Origin of the sequence: Streptococcus sp. OMI750, from assembly GCF_047463895.1 — a bacterium.
Taxonomy (GTDB): domain Bacteria; phylum Bacillota; class Bacilli; order Lactobacillales; family Streptococcaceae; genus Streptococcus.
In genome coordinates, this window is record NZ_JASHCZ010000001.1 from 852,478 (window position 1) to 869,389 (window position 16,912).

A 16,912-nucleotide genomic window follows, 5' to 3' on the forward strand; every position below is an offset into this window, starting at 1 on the left:
TCTTTCATTTGAATCTCAATCTAACTCACTAGTTAGAGCTTTTCTAAGGTAATCAAAAAGGAACCCGGAGGTTCCTTTTGTGTTATTTTCGATACATCTTGACCTGAAGGTAAAGATCATTATAGATTCCGAGCCATTTTTTTCCAAGTTGTTGATAGACTTCCAAATGGTCCAGTGTTTCATCACTTGGATAGAAGGCCTGGTCATTTTGGATTTCTTTTGGCAACATGGCTTTGGCTTTTTTATTTGGCGTTGAGTAGCCGACATAAAGAGCATTTTTCAAAGCATTTTTAGGACGAAGCATGAAGTTAATAAAGGCATATGCTGCTTCTTTATTTTTAACGGTTTTTGGAATGACAATGTTATCAAACCAAAGGTTGCTGGCTTCCGTTGGGACGACATAGCGAAGATCCTCATTGGCATCCAACATTTGGCTGGCTTCCCCTGAGAAAGTCACCCCAATAGCTGCATTGTTTTGGATCATATAGCCTTTCATCTCATCTGCCACCAAAGCTTTGATATTTGGCGTCAAGGTGTAGAGTTTATCCACCGCCTCTTGCAATTTCTTTGGATCCTTTTCGTTGAGACTATAGCCCAAGGTATTGAGACCAATTCCCATTACCTCACGCGCCCCATCGTACATCATAATGTCATTTCTGTACTCTTCACGCCAGAGATCTGACCAGTGTTCTGGTGCTTCTTTGACCATCTTGGTATTGTAGATAATCCCCAAGGTTCCCCAGAAATAAGGAACGGAATATTGGTTGCCCGGATCAAACGATTGGTTCAGGAGTTTTGGATCAATGTTTTCCATCCCTTTGATCTTGGATTGATCCAATTTTTCAACCAGATGCTCATCCATCATCTTAGCAATCATGTATTCACTAGGAATCGCAATATCGTAGGTCGTGCCCCCCTGTTTGATCTTGGTGTACATGGCTTCATTGGAATCAAAGGTATCATACTGCACCTGAATCCCTGTCTCTTTGGTGAATTCCTGGAGCAATTCAGGATCAATATAATCTCCCCAGTTATAGATGACCAGCTTGTCACTATTCTTGGTATTCATGCTCGCTTCGATCTGGTGACTAATTCCCCAGAGGACCAGAATGACAAGGACAATCCCAGTTAGGAATGAATAAAGTTTTTTCATGCTGCTTCCTCCTTCTCACGGGTAATAAAGTAATAACCGATGACCAAGAGCACACTAAAGAGAAAGACAAGGGCGGACAAGGCATTGATACTGAGGGAAATCCCTTGACGCGCACGTGAGTAGATCTCTACAGACAAGGTTGTAAAACCATTTCCGGTTACAAAGAAGGTCACGGCAAAGTCATCAAGAGAATAGGTAAAGGCCATAAAGTAGCCGGCGATAATAGCTGGTGTCAGATAGGGCAACATGATCTCTTTGAGCATTTGCACTTGGGTAGCTCCCAAGTCATAGGCTGCATTGACCATATCCCGGTTCATTTCCTTGAGACGTGGCAAAACCATCAAGACCACAATAGGAATCGAGAAAGCCACGTGACTAGCCAGAACAGAAAGGAAACCTAGCTGGTACTTCACCGTCGTAAAGAGAATCAAGAAGCTGGCCCCGATCATAACGTCTGGCGCTACCATAAGAATGTTGTTGATGGAAAGCAATGGTCCTTCTAACTTCTTCTTTGATTGGTATATATAGATGGCTCCAAAGGTTCCGATCACCGTCGCAATCAAGGCTGACAAGAAGGCCAACAGGAAAGTCTCTGATAAGATCAGCATCAGGCGACTATCTGCGAACAACTCATTGAAATGCTCAAGTGTGAAGCCTGTGAAGGCATTCATATCTCCCCCTTCATTGAAAGCATAAAAGATCAAATAAAAGATCGGAAGATAGAGGATCAGAAAGACGAAACCTAGATAGAAATGAGATACTTTTTTCATCGTTCTCTCCTTTCTCTCGTTGCCCACATGGTAAAGAGCATGGCAAGGATCAGAACAACTCCGATGGTAGAACCCATTCCCCAGTTTTGTGTTGTCAGGAAGTGCTGTTCAATCGCAGTCCCTAAGGTAATGACGCGGTTTCCACCGATCATCCGTGTCAACATGAAGAGACTCAGACTAGGAATAAAGACAGACTGCACACCTGAGCGGACACCATTCATGGACAAGGGGAAGACCACACGACGGAAGGTATCCCAACGATTGGCACCCAAATCATAGCTGGCATTGATCAAGTTTGGATCTAAGTCATCTAAGACGTTAAAGATCGGCAAGATCATAAAAGGCAACTCGATGTAGCTAGCTACAAAGATAAAGGAGAAATCGGTAAAGAGGATCTGCTGGGGAGCGACTCCGAGAAAGCTTAAAAAGCTATTGATGGAGCCGTTTTGGCCAAAGATTCCGATAAAGGCATATGCCTTGAGCAAGAGATTGACCCAGGTCGGCAAGACGATCAACATCAACCACAACTGCCGGTGTTTGAGAAGCGTCAAAAAGTAAGCAGTTGGGTAGGAGATCAAGAGCGTCACCAAGGTGACAATTCCGGCATAAAGGACCGAATTAAAGCTCATCTTTAAATAAGTCAGATTTTGCGAAGTAAAGAACTCTTTGTAGTTTTCAAGTGAAAACTGCCCTTCAACGTTGAAAAAGGATTGAAAGATGATCATGACTACAGGAGCCAAGACAAAGAGAAAAATCCACAAGAAATAGGGGAGGATAAATAGATTAGAGGTTGTTTTCTTCATCTCTTTCCTCCTCAATGGCATTAATCAAACCAGCTTCTTGCTCTTCCACTTCAACGTACTCTTCGATCCGCGCATCGAATTCTTCTTCGGTTTCATTGAGACGCATAACGTGGATATCTTCTGGTTCAAAGTCTAGCCCAATGACTTCTCCCACGATAGCCTTACGGGTTGAGTGAATCATCCACTCATTTCCCAAATCATCATAGGCGATGATCTCGTAATGCACACCACGGAAGAGCTGGGTGTCCACCTTCACTTGGAGCTTGCCTTCTTCAGGAAGAGTGATTTGCAAGTCTTCAGGACGAATGACGACTTCGACTGGTTCGTTTGGACGCATTCCCCCATCGACGGCTTCAAAACGTTTGCCATTGAATTCAACCAAGTAGTCCTCGATCATGCGACCTGAAAGGATGTTGGACTCCCCGATAAAGGTGGCTACAAAGTGGTTGATCGGTTCATCATAGATATCAACTGGTGTCCCAGATTGGACGATCTCCCCTTCATTCATGACAAAAATCCAGTCACTCATGGCAAGGGCTTCTTCTTGGTCGTGGGTAACAAAGACAAAGGTAATGCCCAAGCGTTGTTGCAATTCTCGCAACTCATACTGCATGTCTGTTCGAAGTTTCAAGTCAAGTGCAGACAAAGGCTCATCTAAAAGGACCACTCGTGGTTCATTGATAATAGCCCGTGCAATAGCTACCCGCTGGCGTTGCCCACCAGAAAGTTTCTGGATGGAACGTTTATCAAAGCCTCCCAATTGCACCATCTTGAGGACTTCTGTTACTCGTCTCTCGATTTCAGCCTTGTCTACCTTCTTCAAACGAAGGGGAAAAGCCACATTTTCAAAGACCGTCATATGAGGAAACAGAGCATAGGACTGAAAGACTGTGTGGACATCCCGCTTGTTGGTTGGGACATCATTGATCCGCTCCCCATCAAGGTAGACATCTCCAGCGCTAGCATCCAAAAGACCGGCAATGATATTAAGGATGGTCGATTTCCCTGATCCAGATGCACCGAGCAGGGTATAGAACTTCCCTTCTTCCAATTCAAAATTGATATCCTTTAGGACAACGGTTCCGCTATCTTCAAAGACCTTTGAAACATTTTTAAACTCAATAATTGGTTTTTTCAATTCACATAAATTCCTTCTTTACTGCGATTACCAAACTGCTTTTCAAACGAAAACGCAGCGGCTGACAGGAAAACCTGTCAGGCCACCAATACCTCTCGGGGACTTACTAGACTGCCCCACCTATTTACGGTATCGATAGGCACTCACCCCCTCTCCAACAGATGCTATCGATGTTTACACTATCAATTGTTCTTCAATACTAACGTTCTTAGGCTTGGCCGATAATGCGAACTTCTGGTTCTAAACGGACACCTGAATGAGCCTCGACTGCTTCAATGACATAAGCGATCAAATCTTCATAGTCCTTAGCTGTTCCATTGTCCACATTGACCATAAAGCCAGCATGCTTTTCAGAGACTTCAACACCACCGATTCGATAGCCTTTTAGTCCTGCTTCACTAATCAACTGACCAGCGAAATGGCCTACTGGACGCTTAAAGACCGATCCACAAGAAGGGTATTCAAGAGGTTGCTTGAGCTGACGAAGATGGGTCAAACGCTCCATCTCCTGTTTGATTTGCTCATGATTACCTGGAGACAAAGCAAATTTGGCAGAGATGACGACAGCACCTGTCTCTTGAATCTTTGAGTGACGATAGCCAAAAGCCAACTCTTTCGCCGACAAGGTTTCAATTTCCCCTTCCTTGGTCAAGACCTTACAAGATACCAGAACATGAGCAATCTCTCCCCCATAAGCTCCAGCATTCATAAAAACAGCCCCACCGACACTTCCTGGGATACCACTTGCAAACTCAAATCCCTTTAAACTATGGTACAGGGCTACATGAGTCGTTTCGATGAGTTTTGCACCTGCTTCTGCTTCGATCACATAGCCATCTACACTAATGTCCCTCAAGCGATCAAACATAATAACAAAACCAGGAATGCCCCCATCTCGGACAATAATATTAGAAGAATTCCCCAGGACCATCCATGGAATATTCTCCTGGTTCGCAAAGCGTACAATGCGTTTTAATTCGTATTGATTGCGAGGAAAGGCCAGAAATTCAGCATTTCCCCCAACCTTTGTATAGGTATAATGTTTTAATGGTTCTTGAAAACGGATATCAATCCCTTCAAGAATTTGGTTCATTTTTTCGATCATCTTTCAATATGTTCTCTCTCTATAAAATACAAACTATTATACCAAATTTTTGACTTTTTTTCGACCCCCAATAAAGAAAGAGGCTGGTAAATTCACCAGCCTCTTCAAGCCAATTTAAAAAGTATTGGACGCACTCACTACTAGGAAATAGCAAAAGCTGGACACGGCCTGCCCAGCTTTTTTCTTTTCTAATAAATTAGGCAATTTTACGTGCGATGGCACGATTCTTTTTCCCTTCCAGAGCTGATTGAACTGAAATCCAAGCACCACCAAGAGTGAAGACAGCTAACAAGCCTAGATTCAAATAAAAGTTATCTGGGACGTCCCCTTGGAATGTCGCTTCATTGAGAAGCGTCCAGGTCATATCAAATGGCAAATCCAGTTCACTCATAAGCGCCAAAGTATAATCTAATTGGTTGACCAAAAAGACCGTCAAGACCATTAAAATTGCTGAAACTACCACACCTTTTTTAGTCAATTTTTTACCAAGAATCTCATAACCCTTGATGGTACAAAAACCGAGGGCTGCACCTGCCAAAACAGATACATAGCCGAGACGCGCTACTAAGAGGGCAACTGCTCCACCGATGATCACACCGATTACGGCCCCAACTATCCCAAAAAGGAAGTTTTCTTTCCGATCGTCGTATGCTTGAACCGTATCTTGAACCTCTGCATGGTAGTCCTGGAAGGTAGCATCATCGATTAAATAGATGGTATCACCGATTTGATACAGACCAATTGGTTCTTCCTCACCCGTTGCCGCATTGACTTGCACGAATTGGTGGTTGAGCAAGAAATCGACAATATCTTGGATGGCTGTCCACAAGGTTTCGACAGCCTTCCCTTTGGTCATCCCACCTTTGACGACGACAGTTGTTAGATAATCATTGAAGGAAATCGCATGAATGGCTTTTGATTGTGTTTTTAAGTCATCCCAGATGTCTTTTCCCTCTTCGATCAAATCTCCCTCTGATCCTTGCTTAGCACTGAATGAAATGTTAAAAACATTTTTGGTTTCCGTTCCTTCAATGACTAATAAAAATCCCTCGCGCTCTCCATACATGACACGCGCTTCACTATCAAACTGCAGACCAAGATCTGTAGCAATATTATGTAAATATTCTGGTTTCATTTTTCCCCCTACATGATTGGGAAAGCTTGAGCATTTCCCCATACAGTTCCTTATTCTACCATAGGATCAAGAAAAAGGACATATACAAATGTATACATCCTTTTTTCAATTGTGTTACATTCAGTCTTATTTCTCGACACAAACGCCAAATGTGTCGATTTTAAGCTGGAAAATCTGACCATCTAGCCCAAGTGCTGCGAGAGCTGCTACAAAGGATGCGGTATGCTCCGGTGCCAAAAGGTTCATGATCGTTGGACCTGCACCAGAAAGGTAAGTGGCATAAGCATCGTGTTGATGCGCAACTTCTTTGACCTGAGGGAATTCTTTAACCAAGGATTGACGGTAGCGCTCGTGGAATTGATCCAACTCGATGGAGCGACCAGCCGTTACCAAGTCGCCTTTGAGGAGGGCTGCGATAGCCACATTGGCTACACTACTGGCTGCAACAGCTTCCTTATAAGACCATTCTATCGGCAAAACATTGCGGCTATCACTGGTCTTCAATTGGTAGCTGGGAACAAAGGCTACCAGATCACAAGTTGGGAAGTCAGCTGTCACATATTGGACATCTTCACCGATGTAACTGGCAATGACCAAGTTCCCAAAAATAGCTGGGGCTACATTGTCCGGATGACCTTCAATCTTGGTCGCGATACGTAATTTTTCATCATCTGATAGCTGGAGGTCGGCTAATTGATTGGCTAACTCAATCCCAGCTACAATGACAGAGCTAGAAGAACCAAGACCACGCGCCAAAGGCACTTCACTGGTCATCTTGATCCGATGGGGCTGCATATCAGTTGAGATGGAAAGGGCTGTCGAGAGCAAGAGGTTCTTCTCGTCTGTCGGAATTCCTGCTCCTAGATCATGCTCAATCAACCAAGCATCTGCTGGTTCAAGGACTTCAATGGTCAAATACTTAGAAACAGCGATACCAACAGAATCAAATCCGGGCCCTACATTGGCACTGGTTGCTGGAACAATAATCTTCATGCTTATTCTCCCAAGACCTTAAAGGTATTCAAGAGTTCGAAATTCGGCTCTGAATCCAGTTTTTCAACCAAGTTCTTGAATTGGGTTTGGTTGACTTGGTGAGTAATGATGACCACACTTGCATAGTGACCATCTGAGTCTTCTTGGAGGATTTGCTTGAAGGAAGCTCCTTCTGCATTAAAGATCTCCGCGAGACGCAAAATTTGACCAGTCGCATCTGGTGCCTTGATTGAGAAGTAATAATTGTTCTTCACATCTTCAGGCTTAGCCAATTGAAGGGGACGACTGTATTCATTGAAGGCTTTACCAATTGTTCCTTCTTTTAGACGACGGACAATGCGAACGATGTCGGCTACGACACTAGTCGCAGTTGGTTTTTGGCCTGCACCTGGTCCATAGTACATAGACTCACCAATCCCGATCGATTCCACATAGACCGCATTCATAACGTCATTCACACCAGCAAGTGGGTGTTGTTTTGGAAGGAAGGTTGGTGTCACCTCTGCTGCAATCCCTGACTCTGTTTCAACGATAGAGCCGACCAGTTTGATCACATAACCAAGGCTTTGTGCAACCGAAACATCCTGAGGAGTGATCTGGCTGATCCCTTTGTGACCTACTTGGTCAAATTGGATGTTCATCCCAAAGGCAAATTGACTCAAGATCACCATCTTGTATGCTGCATCGATCCCTTCGACGTCATTGGTTGGGTCACTTTCAGCGTAACCAAGGCGTTGCGCTTCTGCTAAAGCATCTTCATAGGTCCAGCCTTCTTCGACCATTTTGGTCATCATGAAGTTGGATGTTCCATTGACCACACCGAGTACTTTGGTCACCTTGTCAGAAGCCAAAGAATTCACCAAGGTGCGAAGGATTGGGATCCCCCCAGCTACTGCAGCTTCATAATAAAGAGCTACTTGGTGTTCTTTTGCAACCTCTAGCAATTCGCTTCCATGAACAGCTAGAAGGTCTTTGTTCGCAGAGACCACATGCTTACCAGCTTCAAGAGCACGGGTGATAAAGGTCTTCGCTGGCTCAATCCGGCCCATCAATTCAACTACGATGGCAATCTCTTTGTCTTCAATAATCTCATCGACATTGGTCACAAAGTTGTAGTCATGGCCAGCCGCTTGCAAGCTTTGCTTTTCCGCATCATCGCGAACCAAGACCTTGGCAATCTCAATGTCATCCTGAGCAGCCTGGCTAATCTTTTCATGGTTTTCTTTTAATAAAAATGGTACGCCACTGGCAACAGTACCAAATCCTAGTAAGGCAATCTTAACAGACATCCTATGGGTCTCCTTGAATTTTCTATAATAGGTCCATTATAACAAAAACTTGCGTTTTTTACAGCCAATTGCCTTAAAAAGTCTGAATCTTCATGACAATAGCAAGCTGTAGCAAGTTCTGGAAAAGAACATAGAATTTGTGGTACAATAAAGAAAATAATGAAAGCGGTGACACCATGAGTAAACGAAGACTACCTAAAAAAATCAAAATCCTACTTGGGATCAATGCCCTTCTTCTGGTTTCTATCTTTATTTGTAGCTTTCTTCTGATCAAACGGATCACTCAACCCAGTGATGGAAATACAAGTAACACTGCCATGACGCGCTCGCTAGATGAAGACAGCTCCTCTATCGAGTGGACCCGAGTGAAAAAGCCGGTCAAACTGCCCATCCTCATGTACCACTCTGTACATAATATGGCTGAGTCCGAAGCTGCCAATGCCAATCTGATAGTTGATCCAGAAACCTTTGAAAGCCAACTAAAGGCCCTGAAAAAAGCGGGTTACTACACACTGACCCCTGAGGAGGCCTATCGGATCCTCGCAAAGAACGAAGTTCCCAAAGGAAAGAAATATGTCTGGTTGACCTTTGATGATGGCGTCGAGGATTTCTATACCATCGTCTATCCGCTTCTTAAAAAATATAAGATGACGGCCACTAACAATATCATCACAGACTTTACTCAACAGGAAAAAGAAAATGTCCTGACCTTTGACCAAATCAAAGAGATGAAACATGCTGGCTTGACCTTTGAAAGCCATACGGTCAATCATCCAGACCTAGCCAATTCCAGCCTTGAGACCCAAAAGAATGAGCTCGTCGCTTCTAAACGCCTGCTGGATAAGGTGCTGGATCAAAATACCAGCGTTATCGTCTACCCATCTGGTCGCTACAGCCAGGTCACGATCGACCAAGCCAAGAAAGCTGACTACAAACTGGGCCTCACCACTAAAAATGGACTCGCCAGCTCCGCTGATGGCCTCTATTCCCTCAAACGAGTTCGGATCCTTCCAACCACTACAGGAGAGGATCTCCTAGCCATGATCCAAGAATAAAGAAAGACCCCTGTCTGAGATCATTTCAGACAGGGGATTTTTGTTACTTCCTTATAAACAATTCCTTTTTAAACCGTCGGTTTATAAACTGTAATAGGATTCAAAAATTCCTAAAAAAGCTTCATCATTGATTAGCTATCGTCTTTGACTTTCTTGTATAAATGATCAAAACAATTGCAAATGACAACAACTGCCACAGAAGAATTCTTACTATCTGCAAACTATCCCCTTCAGAATTTGAGACAACATGAACCAGATTTGAAGCTAGATTGTTGAAAAGATGGTCTCCTAATCCTAGCCACAAGGAACCTGTCATTTTGTAGAGTAAGGACCATTTGATGCTCATCATTCCCGATAGGATGACATAACCAATTCCCATAACAATAAGATTTGTGAGGGAAGATTCTCCTTGAAGAAAATCTCTAAACGGCATTACCAAATGCCATATTCCAAATAAAACGGCTATGAAAAATAGACTTCTACGGTAAGAAATTCCTTCAAGAATTTTTGTGAAAAGGCCACGAAATATTCCTTCTTCCATCCAGACATTTATCAGGTTAAATAAAACACTTAAGAGGATAAATAAGATTCCTGCATGTGATCCTTTTTCATTGGTTAAGGAAAAACCACTAGCGTAAAACGATACGTAAACATTTCCATGAAGTAAAAAGAGGGTAAGACATTCAACTACATATGAAAAGATGGCGCACACTAAACCAAAGAGCAGGCCCTTTCCTACACCACTCATGATTCCGTTAGAAGTAAAACCAATATCTTTCCATCCTAATTTGCTAATTGAAAGAATTCCCCACAATAATAGTATTCCAAATAATTTGTGTAGAAAATTCTCCGATAAAAAAGTTTCGTCTGTCCTCATATAGAAATATTCAATTACCCTTGCTACTGAACAGATAATAAATATCATTGAACAACTTAAAATGGGGGTTTTCAATAGTCTATTTAGCATATCTTCCTTTCAAATGAGTCTAATTTCAATAGTTTACTCAGTCCAATTCCTTTTCTAGTTCATTTAGAAAGGTAATTAAAAATTGATGGCGACTTTCTGCCATTTGTTTAGCAGTCTCCGTGTTCATTTCATCTTTTAAGAGGAGCAACTTGTCATGGAAATGTTGGACGGTATCAGTGAGGGACCTCCCTTTGTGGCCACCATAGGAAAAAGTTCGCGCAATTCCTACAGCTCCTATCGCATCCAGGCGGTCTGCATCCTGGACAATCTTGCCTTCTAAGGTTTCTGGATGTTTACCGCGATTTTTGCTGAAAGAAACAGCATTGATTACCCGACAAATCTGGTCGATTTGGTTTTTAGGAGTACCGATCTCTTCTAGAAACTTACGAGCATTCGCATGTTTCTCTGTTTGAAACAATTTATCATCATCAGCATCGTGAAGAAGAGCCGACAAGCCTACTATCTCCAGATCACATGGACCTTCTGCTTGAGCGATTATCATAGCATTGGTATAGACGCGGAGGGTATGCTCCACATCATGGCCATCCGCTCGATCAGCAAATAAGCTTTTCACATACTGCTTAGCAGCAAGAATTCGTTCTTCCATCATCGTTCTTGTCCTTTGTTCAATCTGTGCTCAGTTTTATCTATTCATTTGAACTAGTTATGGAGAGGGGCAGTTTACTTTATAACCACCTCTCGGTGGTGATCACTTCTTCTTTTGTGGAAAGAGGGGGAGACCTAACGTAGCTATTTTTTCAGCTGGGATCTTCATGCCATCCTTGATCCACTTGGAGATGACAGAGACAATAGCTGAGCTCCAGAAAGAATTGAGGTAGCTGCCAGCGCCATTTGATGAGCTGCCATTTCGCTTTTCTAAAAAGTCATAGACTGCCTTGGTCAAGAGGCGCTCGAAATTGTAATCAATGGCCAGGCTAATGATCTTGGCTTCTTTCTTGACTTCCTTAAAGAGGTAGACCCAGACTTGGTAGAGATCTGTCTTGAGGTTATAGCCATCTAAAGACTTGGTAATCTTTGCGATACTAGATTGAAAGATAGACTCTAGAATCTCTTCTTTTGATCCATAATTGCGGTAAAAGGCCGCGCGAGAGACACCCGCACGCTGAACCAGCTCAGAGATGGTGATCTTTTTCAGATCTTTTTTCTCCAATAGTTGCAGGAGAGAGATTTCAATGGATTCTCGTGTAATCGCATTGTTTTCTTGGTTAAATCGTTTGAGATTTTCCAAGGATTTCTCGGATATTTTTCTTTCTGCCATAACATTTACTTTCTATCTGTCTCACCTGATGATATCTGCTTGGATAGCATTGCACTTCATGATATAATTGTAAAAGAAGACATACTACTTGTCAATGTACATTTTTATATAACTATGAGGTAATTACTAATGAAATGGAAAATTATTGCGGATTCAGGCTGCGACTACCGCTCTTTGGACAATCTGGCACCAGATACAGAGTTTGTCAGTGTTCCATTGACCATCCAAGTGGGCGAGACCATCTATACAGATGACGCCCAACTCAATATCGATCATATGATGGAGGAGATGTATGCGACTGCGACTGCTTCTAAGTCTGCCTGTCCAAGTCCGGATGACTATATGAAGTCTTTTGAAGGGGCGGATAATATCTTCGTTGTTACCATCACAGGTACCCTTTCTGGTAGTTACAATAGTGCTGAGGTGGCCAAGAAAATTTATCTGGAAGAGCATCCGAATACCAATATTCACGTCATTAATAGCTTGTCAGCTGGGGGCGAGGTGGACCTAATCGTTCGCAAGCTCAATCAGTTGGTCGCTGAAGGTCTCGATTTTCATCAAGTAGTCGAAGTCATCACCAAATATCAAGAAAAAACCAAGTTGCTCTTTGTTTTGGCCAAGGTTGATAATCTGGTCAAAAATGGGCGTCTCAGCAAATTGATTGGAACGGTTGTCGGGCTCCTCAATATCCGTATGGTTGGGGAAGCTGGTAAGACGGGTACCCTCGAGTTGCTTCAAAAAGCACGGGGCCAAAAGAAAGCGATCAAGGCTGCTTTTGATGAATTAATCAAGGCAGGCTATAATGGCGGGCATATTACCATCGCCCACCGCAACAATGAAAAATTTATCGAGCAATTCTCTGAATTGGTTCGTGAAAAATTTGCCCGTGCAAACATCGAAGTTCTTCCTACTTCCGGACTTTGTAGTTTCTACGCCGAAGAAGGCGGCCTCCTCATGGGCTATGAGATCTAAGTTACCACTAAAAAGAGGCTAGGACTTTTGTCCTAGCCTCTCAATTGTTTTTGGATTGTCGAGCAAGACGCAGTGGTTGAGTGGGCTCTACTACGCTGATTTCATCAGCTGTTACAGCCCTACTCAACTGTGCGGAGGTGGAACGACGAAATCGAATTCTAACGAATGACCGATTTCTGTCCCACTCTCTCTTTTTATTCTCCGATCTCTTGGTAGAGAGTGCGGATTTTTTTGCGGTAGATGCTATAGCTGATTCCTGCTCCGATTAGCAGGATAACACTATAAAGAATCACAGCCAGCAGGGTGCTGACGGAATGATAGGTCCAAATGAAGCTGCCAATGATTAAGAGAAACATCACAAAGAGAAAGACAATCAAGAGAATAGACTGAAGAGCTGCATTCCCACGATGACGGGTCATCAACTCCGTGATATTGGTCCAATTGGTGCTAAAATTTTGAAAATCTTTAACATAGTCTCGAATGCAGATCGGAATGGTGGTTACGACCCAGATCAGCAACATGGCTAGGATGGCTAATGGATGGACGCCAAAATAGAGACAAACACCAACCAGAAGAATGACAGGAAGAATGGATTGCACTAGATAGAGCAACCAAAACTTCATGAAGAGATAGCGTTTGAAATCAATAGGGAGCGATCTCAAATACTCAAAGTTTTCACGCTCCAGCGAGATACCGATACTGGTCAAGCCTCCAAAACTATTGAAAACACCGATCAAGAAGGCAACGAGAGCCAGTGGCACCAAATACTGGGGCGTCAAGTAAGGACTGAGGCCTCCTATATTTTTCGATGCTCCTGCTGCTCCACTGAGTAGGAAAATATAAGGCAGAATGCTCATCATCAAGAGTACTTGCACCATAAGGGTTCCATCAAGCAAGAGTCTGCGATGATACTGAATGACAAATCGTCTAAAGGAGTCTTTCTGACCAACATGGAGCACTCTTACGCGCTCTTTGACAGTTTGGTTGGTCGCAACTGCAAGGGCTGCATCATAGAATTGTGGGATCACGATTTTGCGAACTAGGCCGATCAAGACCAACAGCACCGCTATCCAGCCCAGAAGGCCAAGGATCGCTCCACCATCAAAAGGATGGAGAATGAACTGATGAAAGGCCGTAAAAGGTGGAAATAGAATGGGAATCTCTGCGCCACCCGTCACTTCTACCCGGTGAGTTTGGACTAGATTTAGATAAAGATAAGCCCCTAAACTCAAGAGGGAGCCGATTCCGACCATGAGATTAGAGACCAAGGTCGTGTGTTTTTTGAAAAAGAGGGTCTTGGTGATCAGATGGGATAGGATGATCGTCGCTAAAAAGAGAACGGCTAAGAGAATCAAAGCACAAAAGAGACCTAGTAGGATCCCTAACGGATTAAAGCCACCTGCCTGTACAGGGAGGATCAGAAAATAGCTGATCAAGGGAAGGATAGCCATGAGAAGAGTCAGGATGACTGAGATGCTCTTTCCTGCTATGACTTCTGCATCTGAGAAAGCATAGGGCCGGTAAAACTGCAGGTCCTTGCTTTCATAAAAGACATTGTAAAAGCTCATAAAACCTTGGGAAATGGTCATCAAGGAAAAAAGGGCCACCATGTTGACAAAGAAGGCTGGTTGATGGACAAAATCATAGATACTAAAGAGCAAACCAAACAAGACGAAATAGAAAAACCCTAAAGAGAGATAGTTCAATACCGATCTTCGGGCAACATTGAGTTTGACGTCCGGTTTTTTGGCCTGTTTGGCACGTAATTTTGCGATCTGAGCTGGCTGGCTGGCATAGATGATATTGACATTGACCAACTGTTGGATGATCTTAAGACGCATGATCGCCACCTTCTTCCTTCCGCCCCGCTAGACTGAGATAGATACTTTCCAGACTTTGTTCGGGGTGTTGGCCCTTCAATTCCTCGATCGTCCCATAGAAAATGAGATTGCCTTTTTTGAGAATGGCGATCTTATCACAGAGTTGTTCAGCTACTTCTAAGACGTGGGTAGAGAAAATAACCGTCTTTCCACGATCCGCATGTTGGCGCATCATTTGTTTTAAATCGTAAGAAGCCTGCGGGTCCAGCCCGGTCATCGGTTCGTCCAAGACCCAGATATCTGGATCTGATAAGAGCGCTGCAATGACGAAGACCTTCTGGCGCATCCCATGTGAAAAGGATTCAATTACTTCATAGCGGTGGCTCTGAAAATCAAAGATCGTAAGAAGCTCTTCCAAGCGTTGGTCACAGTCTTTCTGACTCATATCATAAGAGGTCGCAACCAACTCCCAAAATTCATTGGCTGTGAGACGCAAGAAAAGATCCGGCGAATCCGCCACGTAACCGATCTTCTTTTTGATCGCAAGCCGATGGCTATAAAGGTCCTGACCATCTACCTCGATGGTCCCAGTGGTTGGGGTAATCACACTGACCAAACTCTTGATGGTTGTGGACTTACCGGCTCCGTTGTGGCCAATCAAGCCGACAATTTGTCCATCTTCGATGGTCAGATCCAAGTGGTTGAGGGCAATGTGCCCATCGTAATCTTTTGTAACTCCGTGAAATGTAATCATGCTAACTCCTTGTGCGATCCTCATTGGGATCGTGTTTGTTTTCTATTGTCATTAGAGATCATCGAAATGATAGAGCAAATCTAGCAGGTAGTTTGGAATGGTTGCTAAGAAATCTTCTTGGTAAACCCGCTCCCCTCGCTTGTGCAATTCCTTGCCCCAGGGGCCTAGATTGACTGCTGGCACCTGAATTTGGGCAATTTTTTCTAGATCCAGATCATAAATTTGAGCCGGAGTGGCCAGACTATCTAGGACGACTTGGTAAGAGGCCACATCCTTTTCCAAGGCGCAATAACTGGTGTCGTTAATCCCCATAAAGTATTCCTCGACTTTTAAGGTATAACCCTTTTGGTCCAGATACTGGCGGTAATCCTCGATCAAGGACTCGATTTTGAGTTCTGTATTGTCCAAAAAGCGACAATTCATAGAAGGATAATATGGGGGCGCAAAACCGATGACCACCATGGGATCCTTATCTCCGAGAAACTCAAGGAGCCGCTGGATTTGCTGAATCGCAAGGCTCTGGTAGCTAGTACCCGCACGAAAATCTTGTTCCGCTTTTTTGTTGGAAGCTTCCTTAAAGACTTGGTAGTCCTCGATGGCTTGGCATCGTTCCTCTAGTTCTTGATAGGTGATAACTCTTGGCCTTGCAATCATATGGTCTTGGCCAGCCTGATCCTGCAAGTGCTCATACTTCTTGTAAAAGGCATCCAAGGCCTCCTGACTAAGCTCATAAATCCGCTGCAGGAGTTCTTGCGGTGTTTTCTTCAAATGCAATACACTGAAATAACCAGCCGCATAGAGCACGGTCGATACATCGTACTGCTCCTTCAAATCTCTGAGATAGGACCAAGAAGGAAGGGGAGACGTTTCTCCCAAGGCCTGATCTGCCAGATCGGGATGAAGATCTAGCTGGCTTGCGATGGCCACTAAGAGCGACAAGGCATTGATCCCTTTAAGGGGCTCCTTCATATGGGATAAGACGCCTTGCGCCACAACGACTGGCATGAGTTTACCCACTGTGCCAATGTGAAGGACTTTTTCTTTTTCTAGATCCGATTCAAAGGGCTCCGAATCTACTGCTAAGACATAATCCAGATCAAACTTTTCCTGCAAATCTGTCAGGAGCCCCAAAGCTCCCCGCATCCCACGTGAATAGGATTCCTCGTCTCCAACAGAGAGATAGAGCAGATTGACCTGACCTCCAATAGGATCTGCTACATAGGCTTCCAGAACCCCTAGTTGCAGGGCTAGAGCTGCTTTCATATCGCAAGATCCTCTGCCAAATTTCCATTGACCAGAAGCTAAATCAGCCTGGATATCTGGTCGCCTATCTAGTGTTTTCAAGGCTACTGCTACTTTATCAGAATCGAGCGCGATCTCTGACAAATGTCCATAGTCTTCTAGATCGACTGTATCATGGTGGTGGAATAGAATAACTGTTTTTTTCTTGCCCTTATCAACCAAGGCCCAATTGACCGACCGATGCAAGTGATCCTGTGGTACCTGATAGCGCCCAAAGTGGTCCGGATGTTCCTTAAAATAGGGGATTTGGGCAATCCGTTGATCCAGTAAGGCTTCGATTCCTTGCTCTGTCTCCGTGTTGGTGAAGCTTGGAATGGCCAAGGCTTCGGTAAAAATCGTTTCGATACTCTCTCTATTGGTTCCTTTCACTTTCAAAA

16 protein-coding genes are annotated in these 16,912 nt (G+C 43.8%); 2 read left to right on the plus strand and 14 right to left on the minus strand.

Annotated features, from left to right (window positions below):
* Window positions 1-82: 82 nt before the first annotated feature.
* From QM830_RS04325 to QM830_RS04360, 8 genes are all read right to left on the minus strand, one after another.
* Window positions 83-1,153, minus strand: coding sequence for an ABC transporter substrate-binding protein (locus QM830_RS04325; protein ID WP_009731235.1), 1,071 nt, complete (start codon window positions 1,151-1,153; stop codon window positions 83-85).
* Window positions 1,150-1,923: an ABC transporter permease gene (locus QM830_RS04330; RefSeq protein ID WP_009731236.1), complete on the minus strand. Its 774-nt coding sequence runs from the start codon at window positions 1,921-1,923 to the stop codon at window positions 1,150-1,152. Before QM830_RS04330 ends, QM830_RS04325 begins: the two co-directional genes overlap by 4 nt.
* Window positions 1,920-2,726 (minus strand): ABC transporter permease, encoded by an 807-nt coding sequence (locus QM830_RS04335; protein WP_009731237.1) that lies wholly within the window; start codon window positions 2,724-2,726, stop codon window positions 1,920-1,922. Before QM830_RS04335 ends, QM830_RS04330 begins: the two co-directional genes overlap by 4 nt.
* Entirely contained in the window at window positions 2,707-3,864 is a 1,158-nt protein-coding gene (locus QM830_RS04340) for an ABC transporter ATP-binding protein (protein WP_009731238.1), read from the minus strand. The genes QM830_RS04335 and QM830_RS04340 overlap by 20 nt, the downstream gene beginning before the upstream one ends.
* A 208-nt stretch (window positions 3,865-4,072) precedes the next feature.
* Entirely contained in the window at window positions 4,073-4,969 is an 897-nt protein-coding gene (murB, locus tag QM830_RS04345; protein ID WP_009731239.1) for a UDP-N-acetylmuramate dehydrogenase, read from the minus strand.
* 196 nt (window positions 4,970-5,165) lie between these two features.
* Window positions 5,166-6,104, minus strand: a complete 939-nt coding sequence (locus QM830_RS04350; protein ID WP_414325745.1) for a hypothetical protein — start codon at window positions 6,102-6,104, stop codon at window positions 5,166-5,168.
* Window positions 6,105-6,230: 126 nt separating this feature from the next.
* A complete protein-coding gene (gene thrB / locus QM830_RS04355) occupies window positions 6,231-7,097 on the minus strand; it encodes a homoserine kinase (RefSeq protein ID WP_414325746.1) in 867 nt (288 codons plus the stop codon).
* A gap of 2 nt (window positions 7,098-7,099) precedes the next feature.
* A complete protein-coding gene (locus QM830_RS04360; protein ID WP_414325747.1) occupies window positions 7,100-8,386 on the minus strand; it encodes a homoserine dehydrogenase in 1,287 nt (428 codons plus the stop codon).
* Window positions 8,387-8,562: 176 nt separating this feature from the next.
* On the opposite strand from QM830_RS04360, the gene QM830_RS04365 reads away from it, so the two are divergent.
* Window positions 8,563-9,441, plus strand: a complete 879-nt coding sequence (locus QM830_RS04365; protein ID WP_414325748.1) for a polysaccharide deacetylase family protein — start codon at window positions 8,563-8,565, stop codon at window positions 9,439-9,441.
* Between the two features lie 124 nt (window positions 9,442-9,565).
* Here the strand turns inward: QM830_RS04365 and QM830_RS04370 are convergent, their stop codons facing one another.
* The 3 genes from QM830_RS04370 to QM830_RS04380 all read right to left on the minus strand — a co-directional run bounded on the left by QM830_RS04370 (window position 9,566) and on the right by QM830_RS04380 (window position 11,687).
* Window positions 9,566-10,408: a CPBP family intramembrane glutamic endopeptidase gene (locus QM830_RS04370; protein WP_414325749.1), complete on the minus strand. Its 843-nt coding sequence runs from the start codon at window positions 10,406-10,408 to the stop codon at window positions 9,566-9,568.
* A 37-nt stretch (window positions 10,409-10,445) separates the two neighbouring features.
* On the minus strand, window positions 10,446-11,018 hold the full coding sequence (locus QM830_RS04375; RefSeq protein WP_414325750.1) for an HD domain-containing protein: 573 nt from the start codon (window positions 11,016-11,018) through the stop codon (window positions 10,446-10,448).
* A gap of 99 nt (window positions 11,019-11,117) precedes the next feature.
* Window positions 11,118-11,687 carry a TetR/AcrR family transcriptional regulator gene (locus QM830_RS04380; protein ID WP_037599347.1) on the minus strand — a complete coding sequence of 190 codons (570 nt, stop codon included), beginning with the start codon at window positions 11,685-11,687 and terminating at the stop codon, window positions 11,118-11,120.
* Window positions 11,688-11,816: 129 nt separating this feature from the next.
* Between QM830_RS04380 and QM830_RS04385 the strand changes: the two genes are divergently transcribed.
* Complete coding sequence (locus QM830_RS04385) at window positions 11,817-12,659, plus strand: DegV family protein (protein ID WP_414325751.1); 843 nt, start codon at window positions 11,817-11,819, stop codon at window positions 12,657-12,659.
* A 194-nt stretch (window positions 12,660-12,853) separates the two neighbouring features.
* On the opposite strand, the gene QM830_RS04390 is transcribed toward QM830_RS04385, so the two are convergent.
* Genes QM830_RS04390 through QM830_RS04400 form a run of 3 tightly spaced genes read right to left on the minus strand, consistent with a single transcriptional unit; the run spans window position 12,854 to window position 16,904 of the window.
* Entirely contained in the window at window positions 12,854-14,500 is a 1,647-nt protein-coding gene (locus QM830_RS04390) for a hypothetical protein (protein WP_414325752.1), read from the minus strand.
* Window positions 14,490-15,233 carry an ABC transporter ATP-binding protein gene (locus tag QM830_RS04395; protein ID WP_187540611.1) on the minus strand — a complete coding sequence of 248 codons (744 nt, stop codon included), beginning with the start codon at window positions 15,231-15,233 and terminating at the stop codon, window positions 14,490-14,492. Before QM830_RS04395 ends, QM830_RS04390 begins: the two co-directional genes overlap by 11 nt.
* A gap of 51 nt (window positions 15,234-15,284) precedes the next feature.
* Window positions 15,285-16,904 carry a M20/M25/M40 family metallo-hydrolase gene (locus QM830_RS04400; protein ID WP_414325785.1) on the minus strand — a complete coding sequence of 540 codons (1,620 nt, stop codon included), beginning with the start codon at window positions 16,902-16,904 and terminating at the stop codon, window positions 15,285-15,287.
* Between the last annotated feature and the right edge of the window lie 8 nt (window positions 16,905-16,912).

Bases quoted from the DNA above. Each gene is read 5' to 3' on its own strand.
- QM830_RS04385 (WP_414325751.1), top strand. From the start codon at position 11,817: ATGAAATGGAAAATTATTGCGGATTCAGGCTGCGACTACCGCTCTTTG.
- QM830_RS04350 (WP_414325745.1), bottom strand. From the start codon at position 6,104: ATGAAACCAGAATATTTACATAATATTGCTACAGATCTTGGTCTGCAG.
- QM830_RS04360 (WP_414325747.1), bottom strand. From the start codon at position 8,386: ATGTCTGTTAAGATTGCCTTACTAGGATTTGGTACTGTTGCCAGTGGC.
- QM830_RS04325 (WP_009731235.1), bottom strand. From the start codon at position 1,153: ATGAAAAAACTTTATTCATTCCTAACTGGGATTGTCCTTGTCATTCTG.
- QM830_RS04380 (WP_037599347.1), bottom strand. From the start codon at position 11,687: ATGGCAGAAAGAAAAATATCCGAGAAATCCTTGGAAAATCTCAAACGA.
- QM830_RS04330 (WP_009731236.1), bottom strand. From the start codon at position 1,923: ATGAAAAAAGTATCTCATTTCTATCTAGGTTTCGTCTTTCTGATCCTC.
- QM830_RS04390 (WP_414325752.1), bottom strand. From the start codon at position 14,500: ATGCGTCTTAAGATCATCCAACAGTTGGTCAATGTCAATATCATCTAT.
- QM830_RS04370 (WP_414325749.1), bottom strand. From the start codon at position 10,408: ATGCTAAATAGACTATTGAAAACCCCCATTTTAAGTTGTTCAATGATA.
- QM830_RS04395 (WP_187540611.1), bottom strand. From the start codon at position 15,233: ATGATTACATTTCACGGAGTTACAAAAGATTACGATGGGCACATTGCC.
- QM830_RS04365 (WP_414325748.1), top strand. From the start codon at position 8,563: ATGAGTAAACGAAGACTACCTAAAAAAATCAAAATCCTACTTGGGATC.
- thrB (WP_414325746.1), bottom strand. From the start codon at position 7,097: ATGAAGATTATTGTTCCAGCAACCAGTGCCAATGTAGGGCCCGGATTT.
- QM830_RS04335 (WP_009731237.1), bottom strand. From the start codon at position 2,726: ATGAAGAAAACAACCTCTAATCTATTTATCCTCCCCTATTTCTTGTGG.
- QM830_RS04375 (WP_414325750.1), bottom strand. From the start codon at position 11,018: ATGATGGAAGAACGAATTCTTGCTGCTAAGCAGTATGTGAAAAGCTTA.
- murB (WP_009731239.1), bottom strand. From the start codon at position 4,969: ATGATCGAAAAAATGAACCAAATTCTTGAAGGGATTGATATCCGTTTT.